The organism is Curtobacterium sp. MCSS17_007 (assembly GCF_003234175.2).
GTDB lineage: Bacteria > Actinomycetota > Actinomycetes > Actinomycetales > Microbacteriaceae > Curtobacterium.
Genome location: NZ_CP126257.1, coordinates 1644777 through 1658025, shown reverse-complemented (window position 1 = coordinate 1658025; position 13249 = coordinate 1644777). Strand labels below are relative to the sequence as shown.

At 71.0% G+C, this 13249-nt stretch carries 16 protein-coding genes; 9 read left to right on the top strand and 7 right to left on the bottom strand.

From position 1 onward, the window contains the following. Positions 1–2: 2 nt before the first annotated feature. Positions 3–1679, top strand: coding sequence for an apolipoprotein N-acyltransferase (lnt, locus tag DEJ22_RS07840; protein ID WP_258379524.1), 1677 nt, complete (start codon positions 3–5; stop codon positions 1677–1679). Between the two features lie 104 nt (positions 1680–1783). Further along, positions 1784–2134, top strand: coding sequence for an RNA polymerase-binding protein RbpA (locus DEJ22_RS07835; RefSeq protein ID WP_111226066.1), 351 nt, complete (start codon positions 1784–1786; stop codon positions 2132–2134). 63 nt (positions 2135–2197) lie between these two features. Here DEJ22_RS07835 and DEJ22_RS07830 read toward each other — a convergent pair whose 3' ends face one another. Then, positions 2198–3352, bottom strand: coding sequence for an SPFH domain-containing protein (locus DEJ22_RS07830; protein WP_111226065.1), 1155 nt, complete (start codon positions 3350–3352; stop codon positions 2198–2200). Beyond that, complete coding sequence (locus DEJ22_RS07825; RefSeq protein WP_258379523.1) at positions 3349–3819, bottom strand: NfeD family protein; 471 nt, start codon at positions 3817–3819, stop codon at positions 3349–3351. The genes DEJ22_RS07830 and DEJ22_RS07825 overlap by 4 nt, the downstream gene beginning before the upstream one ends. 184 nt (positions 3820–4003) lie before the next feature. Between DEJ22_RS07825 and DEJ22_RS07820 the strand changes: the two genes are divergently transcribed. The 4 genes from DEJ22_RS07820 to DEJ22_RS07805 all read left to right on the top strand — a co-directional run bounded on the left by DEJ22_RS07820 (position 4004) and on the right by DEJ22_RS07805 (position 5975). Beyond that, positions 4004–4765: an SDR family oxidoreductase gene (locus DEJ22_RS07820; protein ID WP_111226064.1), complete on the top strand. Its 762-nt coding sequence runs from the start codon at positions 4004–4006 to the stop codon at positions 4763–4765. Between the two features lie 34 nt (positions 4766–4799). Then, a complete protein-coding gene (locus DEJ22_RS07815) occupies positions 4800–5255 on the top strand; it encodes an NUDIX hydrolase (RefSeq protein ID WP_111226063.1) in 456 nt (151 codons plus the stop codon). A 126-nt stretch (positions 5256–5381) separates the two neighbouring features. Further along, on the top strand, positions 5382–5681 hold the full coding sequence (locus tag DEJ22_RS07810; RefSeq protein WP_111226062.1) for a DUF4190 domain-containing protein: 300 nt from the start codon (positions 5382–5384) through the stop codon (positions 5679–5681). Positions 5682–5810: 129 nt separating this feature from the next. Beyond that, positions 5811–5975 (top strand): hypothetical protein, encoded by a 165-nt coding sequence (locus tag DEJ22_RS07805; protein ID WP_181430663.1) that lies wholly within the window; start codon positions 5811–5813, stop codon positions 5973–5975. A gap of 178 nt (positions 5976–6153) precedes the next feature. On the opposite strand, the gene DEJ22_RS07800 is transcribed toward DEJ22_RS07805, so the two are convergent. Then, the gene (locus tag DEJ22_RS07800) at positions 6154–6498 is read right to left on the bottom strand and encodes a cupin domain-containing protein (RefSeq protein ID WP_111226061.1); all 345 of its coding nucleotides are present in this window, start codon (positions 6496–6498) and stop codon (positions 6154–6156) included. An 85-nt stretch (positions 6499–6583) separates the two neighbouring features. Beyond that, positions 6584–7615, bottom strand: coding sequence for a zinc-dependent alcohol dehydrogenase family protein (locus DEJ22_RS07795; protein WP_111226060.1), 1032 nt, complete (start codon positions 7613–7615; stop codon positions 6584–6586). Positions 7616–7858: 243 nt separating this feature from the next. On the opposite strand from DEJ22_RS07795, the gene DEJ22_RS07790 reads away from it, so the two are divergent. After that, positions 7859–8050 carry a hypothetical protein gene (locus tag DEJ22_RS07790; RefSeq protein ID WP_146241672.1) on the top strand — a complete coding sequence of 64 codons (192 nt, stop codon included), beginning with the start codon at positions 7859–7861 and terminating at the stop codon, positions 8048–8050. A 43-nt stretch (positions 8051–8093) separates the two neighbouring features. Here the strand turns inward: DEJ22_RS07790 and dhaM are convergent, their stop codons facing one another. Genes dhaM through dhaK form a run of 3 tightly spaced genes read right to left on the bottom strand, consistent with a single transcriptional unit; the run spans position 8094 to position 10466 of the window. Next, complete coding sequence (gene dhaM / locus DEJ22_RS07785; RefSeq protein ID WP_111226058.1) at positions 8094–8810, bottom strand: dihydroxyacetone kinase phosphoryl donor subunit DhaM; 717 nt, start codon at positions 8808–8810, stop codon at positions 8094–8096. Further along, entirely contained in the window at positions 8807–9433 is a 627-nt protein-coding gene (gene dhaL, locus DEJ22_RS07780; protein ID WP_111226057.1) for a dihydroxyacetone kinase subunit DhaL, read from the bottom strand. Before dhaL ends, dhaM begins: the two co-directional genes overlap by 4 nt. A 31-nt stretch (positions 9434–9464) precedes the next feature. Next, on the bottom strand, positions 9465–10466 hold the full coding sequence (gene dhaK / locus DEJ22_RS07775) for a dihydroxyacetone kinase subunit DhaK (RefSeq protein WP_111226408.1): 1002 nt from the start codon (positions 10464–10466) through the stop codon (positions 9465–9467). A 310-nt stretch (positions 10467–10776) separates the two neighbouring features. Between dhaK and DEJ22_RS07770 the strand changes: the two genes are divergently transcribed. Next, on the top strand, positions 10777–11502 hold the full coding sequence (locus DEJ22_RS07770) for an MIP/aquaporin family protein (RefSeq protein ID WP_111226056.1): 726 nt from the start codon (positions 10777–10779) through the stop codon (positions 11500–11502). Between the two features lie 53 nt (positions 11503–11555). Then, complete coding sequence (gene glpK / locus DEJ22_RS07765) at positions 11556–13067, top strand: glycerol kinase GlpK (RefSeq protein WP_111226055.1); 1512 nt, start codon at positions 11556–11558, stop codon at positions 13065–13067. The last annotated feature ends 182 nt before the right edge of the window (positions 13068–13249 follow it).

The following is a 13249-nucleotide window of genomic DNA, read 5'->3' as shown; positions in this document are numbered from 1 at the left end:
CGGTGCGCGTTCCCGACGCTGCGGCGCGTCCGCAGGACACCGGCTCCTCCGCGAGACGCGGCGTCCTCCGCGGGACGCCGTCGTACCCGGCGGCGTCCCGCGCCCGGAACGGGGTCTCCTCGGAGGGCCGCCGTGGCGAGTTCGAGGCCCTGCCGCTGCGCACCGCGTTCCCGCTCGCCGTGGTCGGCGGCCTGCTCTTCGCCCTGTCCTTCCCGTCGCCGGGCTGGTGGTTCCTCGCGTACCCGGCGATGGCGTGCATGCTGCTCGCCGCGATGGGGCAGCGCGCGCGACGCGCCGCCTGGCTCGGGTACGTCGCCGGCGCGGCGTTCTGGCTGCCCGCGATCTCGTGGGCCGGCCGGTACCTGGGCCCGGTCCCGTGGCTCGCGCTGGCGCTGTTCGAGGCCGCCTACTTCGCCCTCGGCAGCGTCGCGATCGCGCTGGCCTACCGCTGGGTCGCGCGCGTCCTGCCGTCGACCGCATGGCGGGTCTGGGGCCTCCCGGCCGTCGTTGCCGGGCTCTGGACCGGGCGCGAGTGGTTCTCGGGGAGCTGGCCGTACGAGGGCTTCGCCTGGGGCCGTGTGGGTCTGTCGCAGTCGCAGGGCCCCTTCACGCACCTGGCGGCCTACGTCGGGGTGCTCGGGGTGACCTTCGTCGTCGTGTACTGCGTCGCGGTCGTGCTGTCGCTCGCGCTCGTCGTGCCGCGCGCACCCGGGGCGGTGCTCCGTGCGCCGGTGCGGGTCGCGACCGCGGGGCTCCTGGTCGCCGTCGTCCTCGCCGTCCCGGCCTGGACGACGCGCACCGACGGCAGCATCCGTGTCGAGGCCGTGCAGGGGAACGGCCCGGCCGGGTACTTCGACCGCGCTCAGCCGGGCGAGGTCCTCGCCGCGCAGGTCGCCGCGACCGACGTGGAGGCGCGTGACGTCGACCTGGTCGTCTGGCCGGAGGCCGCAGCGGAGGCGGACCCGCGGCGGTTCCCGGTCGTCGCGGACGCGCTCGACTCCGTGGTCGACACCGTCGGCGCGCCGCTCGTCGCCGGAGCCATCACGCAGACGTCGTCCGGGGTGCTGCACAACACGTCCTTCGTCTGGACCGACGACGGCTGGCAGTCGTCCTACGACAAGAAGCGTCCGGTGCCGTTCGGGGAGTACGTGCCCGACCGTTGGTTCTTCTCCAAGCTCGCGCCGTCGCTCATCGGGCTGCTGCAGCGCGACTACACGCCGGGCACGAAGCCGAACGTGCTCGACGTCGCCGGCATCAAGGCGGGGATCGCGGTCTGCTTCGACATCGTCGACGACGGGCTCACGTCGGACATGGCGCGCGGGGGAGCGCAGGTGATCCTGGCCCAGACGAACAACGCGGACTTCTCCGGGACCGACGAGAACCTGCAGCAGCTCGAGATCGCCCGACTCCGTGCGGTCGAGACCGGTCGGTCGCTCGTGAACATCTCCACGGTCGGTGCCTCCCAGGTCATCGATCCGTCCGGGCGCACGATCGACCGGATCCCGGAGTACACGGCGACGTCGATGATCACCGACGTCCCGCTCGGCACCGGGACCACGCCGGCGACGGTCGTCTCCGGCTCGGTGACCCTCCTGGTGTCGCTCGGCGCCCTCCTGGCTCTGCTCGCCTGTGCGCCGTGGGGCCGTCGGTCCGCCCGTCTCCCGCGCCGCGCTTCCTGAACACCGCCACTGCCCACTGGGAACGCTCTGTGAATGCGCCCCATCGGGATGCAACCCGGGTGGGACAGTGTTGAGGAGGGCAGACGAGCGAGAGGAGCACACACATGGCTGATCGGAGTCTCCGCGGGATGCGGCTCGGGAGCCAGAGTCTCCAGAGCGAGGAGGGCGTCGAGCTCTCCGACCGGAAGCGCGCGGTCTACCAGACCGAGTCGGGGGAGACGTTCGACGTCGTCTTCTCCGCCGAGGCGGACGTGCCGCAGACGTGGTCCGAGCCCCGGACCGGACGCGAAGGACGACTGCTCGGCGACGACGGGGTCCCCGTCGAGGTCGCCGCTGAGGACGTCAAGGCACCCAGGACCCACTGGGACATGTTGCTCGAGCGGCGTTCCCGAGAGGAACTGGAGGAGCTGCTGCAGGAGCGACTGCAGTTCCTCCGTGCACGCCGCGGCGCCTAGGTACCGCACAGACGACGACGCCCGCCCCGGGAGACCGGAGCGGGCGTCGTCGTGTTGGTCGGCCTACTGCTGGCGATCGTCCCCGAGGGCGGTCTGCGAGGCCTCGTCCGCGGCCGCGAGGTGGGCGTCGACGCTGCGGTTCGACTCCTCGAGCCGCTCGTCGAGGGCGGCGTCCGGGACGATGTCCGCCGCGGTCGCGTCCGGGCGGGGGTTCGCCGCCGCGGCACCGTCCGCCGTCGCCGTGTTCGCGAGGCTCTCGTTCGCGAGCTTCGAGATCCGTGACAGGAAGTCCGTGCCGCCCGCGGCACCGGCCACCGGGCCGCTGCCGGAGCGTCCGCCCGTGAACCCCTTGGCGATCCCGGACAGCGCCTCGGTGAACTCGCTCGGGATCATCCAGAGCTTGTTCGCGGTGCCCTCGGCGATCTTCGGCAGGGTCTGCAGGTACTGGTAGGACAGCAGCTTGTCGTCCGGATCGCCGGTGTGGATCGCGTCGAAGACCGTCGCGATGGCCTGCGCTTCACCCTCGGCACGGAGGACCTGCGCCTTGGCGTCACCTTCGGCGGCGAGGATCGCGGCCTGCCGCTGGCCCTCGGCCTCGAGGATCTGCGACTGCTTGGTGCCCTCGGCCTGCAGGATCGCAGCACGTCGGTTGCGCTCTGCGCGGAGCTGCTGCTCCATCGCGTCCTGGATCGACACGGGCGGCTCGATGGCCTTGAGCTCGACACGGCCGACACGGATGCCCCACTTGCCCGTCGCCTCGTCGAGCACGACGCGGAGCTGCCCGTTGATGTTGTCGCGGCTCGTCAGGGCCTCCTCGAGGTTGAGACCACCGACGACGTTGCGGAGCGTGGTCGTCGTGAGCTGCTCGACGGCCCCGAGGTAGTTCGCGATCTCGTACGTCGCCGCGCGGGCGTCGGTCACCTGGAAGTAGACGACCGTGTCGATCGAGACGACCAGGTTGTCCTCGGTGATCACGGGCTGCGGCGGGAAGGACACGACCTGCTCGCGCATGTCGATGAGCGGCCGGAGCCGGTCGATGAACGGCACCAGGATGTTCAGACCCGGGTTGAGCGTCTTGTGGTACTTGCCCAGTCGTTCGACGATCCCGGCCGTCGCCTGCGGCACGATGCGGATCGCGCGGGACAGGACGACGATCACGAAGATCACGACGACGAGGACGAGGACGATCAGGGCGATCGTCCCGGCTGAGATGGTCACGAGGTGGCCCTTTCTCCGAGGCGGACGACCGCGGTCGACCCCTCGATCGACTCGACGACCACGGGGGTGCCGAGCGGTGGTGTGCGGTCGGGGGAGTCCGAGGCGAGCCGGGCGCTCCACGTCTCGCCGTTCGCGAGACGGACCTGCCCGGGGGACGACGAGGTGAACGCCACGGCGACGGTGCCACGCAGTCCGATGAGTCCCTCGATGTTCGTGCGGTGCGGGTCGGCGTTCCGGCCGAGCGCCACCAGCAGGCGAGGGCGCACGAGCGAGAGCAGCACGAGTGCGACGAGGGCGGCGACGATCGCGGCGAGCCACCACGGTGCGCCGATCAGCGCCGCGATCAGGCCTCCCGCCGCTCCGGCCGCCAACATCAGGAAGACGAAGTCGAGGGTGAAGATCTCGACCACGCCCAGCAGCAGTGTCAGTCCGATCCAGACGACGGTCTGGATCCAGTCGATGTTCACGCGATCTCCCTCCCTCGGCCGCGCGCTCCGGAGTGCAGCGTCGCGACTGCCGGTACAACTCCGTTCAACATATCAAGTCACGCTCGGCTCCGCGCGACCGCGGGCGCCCGTCCGGCTCGGCCCACGCGGTTGGTAGGCTCGTCCGCGGCCGACCGGCCACAGCAGCGACCTGGAGAACACGACCGTGACGAACCCCCTCGCCCCCGGATCCCTCACCGACAAGCGCGCCCTCGTCACCGGGTCGTCGCGCGGCATCGGCGCCGACACCGTCGGCTACCTGGCGGAGGCCGGCGCGAAGGTCGTCGTCAACTACCGCAACAAGGCCAAGCGCGCGGAGCAGATCGCCGAGAAGGTCGTCGCCGCGGGGGGTTCGGCCCTCGCCGTCGGCGCCGACCTGACCGACCACGACTCGGTCCAGGCCATGGTCGACACCGTGGTCGCCGAGTGGGGCGGCATCGACCTGCTCGTCCTGAACGCGTCGGGCGGCATGGAGTCGGGTGTCGGCGAGGACTACGCGCTCCGCCTCAACCGCGACGCGCAGGTCGACATGCTGCAGACGGCCGTGCCGCACATGCCGGCCGGGTCCCGTGTGGTCTTCGTGACGAGCCACCAGGCCCACTTCGTCGAGACCGCCGAGACCATGGACGAGTACGTGCCGGTCGCGAAGAGCAAGCGTGCCGGCGAGCTCGCCCTGCGTGAGCTGATCCCGCAGCTCGAGGCCGCCGGCATCGAGTTCGTCGTCGTCTCCGGCGACATGATCGAGGGCACGATCACGGCGACCCTGCTCAACCGGCTCAACCCGGGCGCGATCGAGGGGCGCCGCCAGGAGGTCGGGAAGCTCTACAGCGTGTCCGAGTTCGCGGCCGAGATCGCCCTCGCCGCCGTCGAGCCGATCCCCGCCGACCACACGAAGCTCGTCGGCGACACCAGCGGCTTCACGGCCTGATCCGCTCCGACCATCCTCGGGTAGCGTCGACCGGGTGACCGCCAAGCCCGGCCTGCGCCGTTCCTCCCGGATCATCCTGCTCGACCCGGACGACCGCGTGTTCCTCATGGACACGCGGTCGCCGTCGTCCGACGGCTCGCACCGCTGGATCACGCCAGGTGGGGGCGTCGACCCGGGGGAGTCCCACCGGGACGCCGCCGTCCGCGAGCTGCGCGAGGAGACCGGCATCGTCGTCGACGATCCGGGCGATCCGGTCTGGACCTGGGACTTCACGGTCGAGTGGGACCTCGCCGACCACGACCGGGGTCACAGCGAGTTCTACGTCGTCCGGACGCCAGGGTTCGAACTGTCCGACGCCGAGTGGACCGACGACGAGCGCGTCGACATCCTCGCGTCGCGGTGGTGGACCGCGGACGAGCTGGACGCGACGGACGAGGTGTTCGAACCGGCGGAGCTCCCTGCGCTGGTGCGGCGCCACGGTCGACGCTGAGGCGAACCCGTCCGGCTCCCGGCGCTTCGTCCCAGCGAACCTGAACACAACTCGCAGGAATCGCATACCTTGTGTGATGACAACCGCAGGCAACCCGTGCCAGCGGCCCCAGACACGAGGAGCGACATGTCCACGAACGGTTACCCGCCTGCACCCAAGGCCCCCGGCGCGGCGCCCGCGTCGAGCGGTGGAAACGGTCTCGCGATCGGTTCGCTCGTGCTCGGCATCATCGGCACCGTGTTCGGTCTTCTGATCGCGATCATCGGGATCATCGCGGGCGTGATCGGCCTGGTGCTCGGCATCATCGCGCGCCGCCGCGGCCAGAGCCGCGGGATGGTCCTCGCCGGGATCATCCTGTCCGCGATCGGCATCGTGCTCGGCATCATCGGCTACGTCGCCACGGCGGTCCTGCTCACGCAGTCCTGACCAGGCGATCCGAGCCGATCAGCAGACGGGAGGCGCGTGGCGGGGTCGCCACGCGCCTCCCGTCCGTCTGTCCGGCGGCACCTCGCGCACCACGGACGGATCCAGCACCGCCCGAGTAGCGTCCCGGGCATGACGTACAGCCAGCCGGACCCCGCAGAAGAGACCACCCAGGCCGACGCCCCGGAGCAGCCGGACACGGACCGCTCCGAGGTCGAGGAGGACGGCCGCGAGCAGGCCGCCCTCGAGATCGACACCGACGACGTCCCGACGGGCGACGAGACGCCCGAGCACTGAGACACCGGAGGGACGGCGTGTCGAGCGACGCACATCGCGCCGTCCGTCGGAGCCTGACGTCCTGATCGCAGGACACGGCACGCACGATGGTCGTGAGTGCCGTGTCCTGTCATCGGGCGCGTCGCAGGAGGCCTGTCCTCGACGGAACCGAGCAGTCGGCAAGCGCCGATAATGCATATTATGTCAACTTGGCGGGGCCGCGGGCCGCTGCCGTGCTCAGTGGCACTCCCTCCGGCCGTGCCGCGACGAACACGAGCACCAGCTCCTCGTCCGACACGTTCGAGGCCTCGTGGTCGACTCCCGGTCGCTCGACGAGCACGTCACCGGGCCCGTGGAACCGCTCGGCGTCGGCCGTGCGGTGTCGCAGGCGGCCGCGCGCGACGATCCCCGTCTGCCACGCGTGGTGCCGGTGCCACCCGGTCGATCCGCCCGGCGGGATCGTCGCCACGAGTGAGTGGACGACGCAACACGCGCCCCGGGTCCTCGTGAACTCGTCGACCCGGATCCCCTGGTCCCCTGCCATGGCCGCAGTATGTCAGATTCCGTTCGTCGTGTCCGCTGTCGCACGTGCTGAACGGGCAACGGAGGCCGGACGCCGCGACACTCGGTCAGAAGACGGCGACCGTCATCCCGGCGCCCGTCGCAGGGCGATCCATCGACTCGATCGCCGCCGGCAGGTCGTCGAAGCCGATGGTGCGCCCGATCGAGTCGGCGGGCCGGAGGCGGCCGGCGACCACGTCGTCGAGCATGGCGGCGTACTCCCCCACGGCGATCCCGTGGCTGCCGAGCAGTTCGAGCTCGTCCGCGATGACCCGGCCCATCGGGATCGCCGGCACTGCCTCGTCGTCGAGCAGGAGCCCGACCTGCACGTGCCGACCGCGGGGCCGGAGGGACGCCACGGCGGCGACCGACGTCCCACGGCTGCCGTAGGCGTCGATCGACACGTGCGCGCCCCCGCCCGTGACCGCGTGGACCGTCGCCGCCACGTCCTCGCCCATCGAGAGGGTGGTCGCGCCGAGGGCCGCCGCACGCTCCAGCGCCGCCGGTGAGACGTCGACGGCGACGACGCGTGCACCGGTCGCGACGGCGACCAGGATCGTGGACAGCCCGACGCCGCCGCAGCCGAACACGGCGACCCACTCCCCCTCGGCTACACGCCCGCGCGCGTGCAGTGCGTGGTAGGCGGTGCCGAAGCGGCACCCGAGCCCCGCTGCCTCGGCGAACCCGACCTCGTCGGGCAGTGGGACGAGGTTGACGTCGGCATGCGGCACGACCACGGACTCGGCGTACGAGCCCGGCAGCGTGAAGCCGGGCTGCTGCTGCCGCGTGCACACCTGCGTGGCGCCGTCCCGACACTGCTCGCACGTCCCGCAGGCGAACACGAACGGTGCGGTCACCCGGTCGCCGACCGCGAACCCGGTGACGTCCGCCCCGACGGCGGACACGGTCCCGGAGAACTCGTGACCCGGTACGTGCGGCAGCGACACCGAGTCGTCGTGCCCCTTCCACGCGTGCCAGTCGCTCCGGCAGACCCCCGTCGCTCGGACAGCCACGACGACACCATCGGCCGGTGCGTCCGGCGTCGGGAGGTCGACGATCACGGGAGTGGCTCCGAAGCGGTCGTACCGGACTGCGCGCATGCCGTCATCCTGGCAGACCGCTGGACCGGAGGCTCACGCCGACCAAGCCACCAGTCTCGCGTCTGGCACGCACGAGCCCGAGCGGTGGTTGCATCTCCTCTCGATGGGGTACCGCATCGTGAAGACCTCTTCATGCATCTCGCCGGGATCATTCGGGATCGGGCTCCCGAAAAGCAGGGAATCGTCCGTAGAGTCGCGGCATCGTTCGGGGGCGCCGGCGATGGAGAGGACACGATGCCCACCGTGAGCGGAAAGATGGTGGCACAGCTCGACAACCGACAGGTGAAGAACTACGGAGATCTCCTCCATCGCCTGGAGTCCGGGTACAAGGCGTCACAGAAGTGGTGTTCCGAGAACTCGCTGACCTGCACCATCGTCACAGCGGTCGGTTCGACCCTGCTCGGCGGGGTCATCAAGCGCACCATCGAGGGCTGAGTATCCAGGGGCACCGGCTACGGACCTCCTCCCGAGCAGGTGGTCACTCACCGAAGCCGGAACGGACGAGCGCGACGAGGGCGTCCACCGCGTCCTGCGCATCGGGGCCGTCGGCCTCGATCGTCACGGCGGCGCCCTTCGGCAGGGCGAGCGCCATGATGGCGAGCAGGCTCTTCGCGTCGACGCCGTTCACCCGGACGCGCGACTCGTGCTTGGCCGCGGCCTTCACGAACTCGGCGGCTGGACGGGCGTGCAGGCCGCTCTCGTTGACCAGCTCGACGGTCTCGGTGACCACCCCGTCGACGGGTCCCGCTTCGTCGCCGGGGGTCGCGCCTCCCGGCTGGTCCGTCGGGTCGGAGGCTCCCCCGGCGTCGTCCGCGGATCCCGCGGCCGAAGCCGCGGCGGCGAGGACGGTGGCGACGTCACCGCCGGTCTGCGCGGCGACCGCCGCAGCGACCGTGCCCTCGACCAGCGGGGCCTGCGAGACGTGCACGCGCTCGCGGTCGGCGTCGTCGAGGAAGTCCAGCGCGGTGTCGGTGGTCAGGTAGGCGGAACCGAGGTCGCAGAGCACCACGACGGCGTCGGCCGACGCCAGCTCCTGGATGCCGTCCGTGATCGCCTCGAAGGACGTCCCGATGCCACCGTCGTCCGTCCCGCCCGCAGCGACGAGCGGCACGTCCGCGGCCATCTGCCGGGCGAGCTCCACCGTCCCGGTCGCGATCGCCGCGCTGTGCGAGACGACCAGGATGCCGACGGTCACGCTGCGTCCACCGCGGCGCGGAGGATGTACGCGGTCGACTGCGCCCCGGGGTCGCGGTGCCCGACGGCCCGCTCGCCGAGGTAGCTCGCGCGACCCTTGCGGGCGACGAGCGGATCGGTCGACTCCGCACCGGTGACGGCGGCGTCGGCGGCCGCCTCGAGCACGCGCTCCGGTGCCTCCCCCGCGGCGGCAGCGGTGTGCGCGGCGTCGACCGCAGCGGACCAGGCGTCCACCATGGTCTTGTCGCCGACCTCGGCCTTGCCGCGCGACACGACGCCGTCCCGGGCAGCGGTGAGCACCGCGACCAGCGTGTCGGCGTCGAGCTCGCTCGCCTCACCGGCGGCCTGGGCTGCCTTGAGGTACGCGGTCCCGAACAGCGGCCCCGCCGCCCCGCCGACGGTCGAGATGAGCTTCGTCGCAACGACCTTGAAGACCGCGCCGGGGGTGTCGAAGGAGCCCGCCTCGACCGCCTCGACGACGGCACGGAAGCCGCGGTCGAGGTTCTCGCCGTGGTCCCCGTCACCGATCTCGCGGTCGAGGGTGACGAGCTCCGCGCGGTGGTCGTCGATCGTCGAGGCGGTGCGGCGCACCCAGTCGATGGCCCATGCGGTGTCGAGCGCCAATTCGTGTCCCTTCCTGGATGGTGGTCGGTGGTCAACGACCCCAGCGCAGCGCCGGGGTCTCCACCGGGGCGTCCCAGAGGGCCGTGAGCTCCTCGTCGAGCACCGTGACGGTGATCGAGAAGCCGGGCATCTCGAGGGACGTGACGTAGTCGCCGACCACGCTACGCGCGACGTGGTGGCCGCGGTCCGAGAGCACCTCGGCGGCGCGTCGGTAGACGATGTACAGCTCGGAGAGCGGGGTGCCGCCCATGCCGTTCACCAGGAGCAGCAGCTGCGAGCCGGCGGGTGCGTCGAGGTCGGCGAGCACCGGTTCGAGCACGCGGTCGACGAGCTGGTCGGCGGGGGCCATCGCGATGCGTTCGCGGCCCGGCTCGCCGTGGATGCCGATCCCGAGCTCGACCTCGTCGTCCGCGAGCGTGAAGGACGGCTCCCCCGCGTGCGGGACCGTCCCGGAGCCGAGGGCCAGGCCCATCGACCGGGTGACGTCGTTGACCCGTCGGGCGACCGCCGCGACGGCGTCGAGGTCGTCACCGCGCTCGGCAGCGGCACCGGCGCACTTCTCGACGACGACGGTGCCGGCCACGCCTCGACGTCCGGCCGTGTACAGGGAGTCCTGCACGGCGACGTCGTCGTCGACCACGACGGACTCGACGCGGATGTCCTCCATCTCGGCGAGCTCGGCGGCAGTCTCGAAGTTGAGGACGTCGCCGGTGTAGTTCTTCACGATGTGGAGCACACCGGCTCCCCCGTCCACCGCCTTCGTCGCGGCGAGGATCGGGTCCGGTGTCGGGCTCGTGAAGACCGGTCCGGGTACCGCGGCGTCGAGCATGCCGTGTCCGACGAAGCCGGCATGCAGGGGCTCGTGGCCGCTGCCGCCGCCGCTGATGATGCCGACCTTCCCGCGCACGGGAGCGTCGGCGCGGTGCAGGTGGATCGGGCCCTCGACCAGCACGACGTGTCCCTCGTGCGCCCGGGCGAACCCACGGACGGTCTCCGTCACGACGTCGTGCGGATCGTTGATGAGCTTCTTCATGCTGACCTCCACGGGTACGGGGCCGACCGTCTGCGGAGCACCACCGCCGTCGTCGACCGGAGTGCGTTCACCCTACAGCGGCCGCCCGTTCGGCTACGGTGCACGTTCGTGCAGCACGATGCCATCGCGGCCCGCTCGCACGATGCTCCGCCGCACACCCGACGTGCACGTTCGTGCAGTTTCGCGAACTCGGCTCGCCCCGTGATCGCATCGCGGCGACCGGCCTCACTATGCTCGGCCCCAATCACTCGACGGGGAGTGCCGGACGCAGCAGCCACCGGACCCCCACCACTCGCACTGGAGGTCCCCGATGGACGGCATCGGCGTCAATTTCATGTCAGAGCTCGTCGGAACGGCGTTGCTCATCATCCTCGGTGGCGGTGTCGTCGCCGCCGTCTCGCTGACGAAGTCCAAGGGCTTCGGCGCCGGCTTCCTCATGGTCACGATCGGCTGGGGCTTCGCGGTCTTCGCCGGTGTGACCGTCTCCTACAGCTCCGGCGGTCAGCTCAACCCCGCTGTGAGCCTCGGTCTCGCCCTGCTGGGGAAGATCACCGTCGGCGAGATGTTCCTGTACTGGCTCGCCCAGCTGATCGGCGCGATCATCGGTGCCGTCATCGTCTGGCTCGCGTACAAGCAGCACTTCGACGAGGAGCCCGACGCCGCCGCCAAGCTCGGCGTGTTCTCGACCGGCCCGGCCATCCGCAGCTACGGCTGGAACGTCGTGACCGAGATCATCGGCACGTTCGTCCTCGTGTTCGTCGTCCTCGCCTTCACGAACGGCCAGACCCCGGCCGCGCTCGGCGCCGTGCCCGTCGCCTTCCTGGTGATCGCGATCGGCGTCTCGCTCGGTGGCCCCACCGGCTACGCCATCAACCCGGCCCGTGACCTCGGCCCCCGCATCGCGCACGCCATCCTGCCGATCAAGGGCAAGGGCTCCAGCGACTGGTCCTACGCCTGGGTCCCGGTCGTCGGCCCGCTGATCGGTGGCGCCCTCGCCGCCGGCGCCTCCACCTTCCTGCTCCCCGTCGTCTCCTGACGACCGCAGCCGCACCCCTCCGCACACACCGAACACACCCGTAAGGAGCACCAATGGCCGACTACATCGTCGCCATCGACCAGGGCACGACCTCGACGCGCGCCATCGTCTTCGACCACTCCGGTTCGATCATCTCGGTCGGGCAGAAGGAGCACGAGCAGATCTTCCCGCGCGCCGGGTGGGTCGAGCACGACCCGGCGGAGATCTGGGACAACACCCGTGAGGTCATCGGCCAGGCGCTCTCCCGCGCCGACATCACCCGCCACGACGTCGCGGCGGTCGGCATCACGAACCAGCGCGAGACCGCGGTGGTCTGGGACAAGAACACCGGCAAGGCCGTCTACAACGCCATCGTCTGGCAGGACACCCGCACGCAGGCGATCGTCGACAAGCTCGCCGACGGTGACACTGACCGCTACAAGGCGATCGTCGGCCTCCCCCTCGCCACGTACTTCGCCGGCACCAAGATCGCCTGGATCCTCGAGAACGTCGAGGGCGCACGCGAGAAGGCCGAGGCGGGCGACCTGCTCTTCGGCACCACCGACACGTGGGTCCTCTGGAACCTGACCGGCGGCACCGACGGCGGTGTCCACAAGACCGACGTCACGAACGCCTCCCGCACGCTCTTCATGGACCTCGAGACGCTGCAGTGGCGCGACGACATCCTGGCCGACTTCGGGGTACCGAAGTCGATGCTCCCGGAGATCGTCAGCTCCTCCGAGGTCTACGGCCACGTCGAGTCGTCCAGCCTGCTCCGCGAGGTCCCGATCGCGGGCATCCTCGGCGACCAGCAGGCCGCGACCTTCGGCCAGGCGGCGTTCGACCAGGGCGAGTCGAAGAACACCTACGGCACCGGCAACTTCCTCATCTTCAACACCGGCACGGAGATCGTCCGGTCGGAGAACGGGCTGCTCACCACCGTCGGGTACAAGCTCGGCGACCAGGAGACGCACTACGCCCTCGAGGGCTCGATCGCCGTCACGGGCTCGCTCATCCAGTGGCTCCGCGACAACCTCGGCATCATCGGCAGTGCACCCGAGGTCGAGGCGCTCGCGAAGACCGTCGAGGACAACGGAGGCGTCTACTTCGTCCCGGCGTTCTCGGGCCTGTTCGCGCCGTACTGGCGTCCGGACGCCCGCGGTGCCCTGGTCGGCCTGACCCGTTACGTCAACAAGGGCCACATCACCCGTGCCGCCCTCGAGGCGACGGCGCTGCAGACCCGCGAGGTTCTCGACGCCGTCAACGCGGACTCCGGCGTGGACCTGACGGAGCTCAAGGTCGACGGCGGCATGACCGCCAACGACGCCCTCATGCAGTTCCAGGCGGACATCCTCAACGTGCCGGTCGTCCGTCCGGTCGTCGCGGAGACCACCGCCCTCGGTGCCGCGTACGCAGCCGGCCTGGCCGTCGGGTTCTGGGCGAACCTCGACGAGCTGCGCGCCAACTGGCAGGAGGACCAGCGCTGGGAGCCGCAGCTCGACGACGCCGAGCGCGACCGCCAGCTGCGCCTGTGGAAGAAGGCCGTCACGAAGACCTTCGACTGGGTCGACGAGGACGTGCGCTGACACGCTGCTGAGGTGACCGCCTGGAGGCGCGGTGCGGGTCCCATGGGCCGGCACCGCGCCTCCAGGCCGTTGCGGTGCTCGCGGGGTGGCTGACCCTGACCGCGAGTCGCCGCTGACACGGCGAGACGCCCCCGGATCCGGGGGCGTCTCGCCGTACTGGATGCGTCTCGCGTCGGCGCCGG

What these genes read in the sequence shown, in the direction of transcription:
- dhaK (WP_111226408.1), bottom strand. Translation starts at nt 10,466, where the DNA reads ATGAAGAAGCTCATCAACGATCCGCACGACGTCGTGACGGAGACCGTC.
- DEJ22_RS07835 (WP_111226066.1), top strand. Translation starts at nt 1,784, where the DNA reads ATGGCTGATCGGAGTCTCCGCGGGATGCGGCTCGGGAGCCAGAGTCTC.
- DEJ22_RS07795 (WP_111226060.1), bottom strand. Translation starts at nt 7,615, where the DNA reads ATGCGCGCAGTCCGGTACGACCGCTTCGGAGCCACTCCCGTGATCGTC.
- glpK (WP_111226055.1), top strand. Translation starts at nt 11,556, where the DNA reads ATGGCCGACTACATCGTCGCCATCGACCAGGGCACGACCTCGACGCGC.
- DEJ22_RS07805 (WP_181430663.1), top strand. Translation starts at nt 5,811, where the DNA reads ATGACGTACAGCCAGCCGGACCCCGCAGAAGAGACCACCCAGGCCGAC.
- DEJ22_RS07770 (WP_111226056.1), top strand. Translation starts at nt 10,777, where the DNA reads ATGGACGGCATCGGCGTCAATTTCATGTCAGAGCTCGTCGGAACGGCG.
- DEJ22_RS07800 (WP_111226061.1), bottom strand. Translation starts at nt 6,498, where the DNA reads ATGGCAGGGGACCAGGGGATCCGGGTCGACGAGTTCACGAGGACCCGG.
- DEJ22_RS07810 (WP_111226062.1), top strand. Translation starts at nt 5,382, where the DNA reads ATGTCCACGAACGGTTACCCGCCTGCACCCAAGGCCCCCGGCGCGGCG.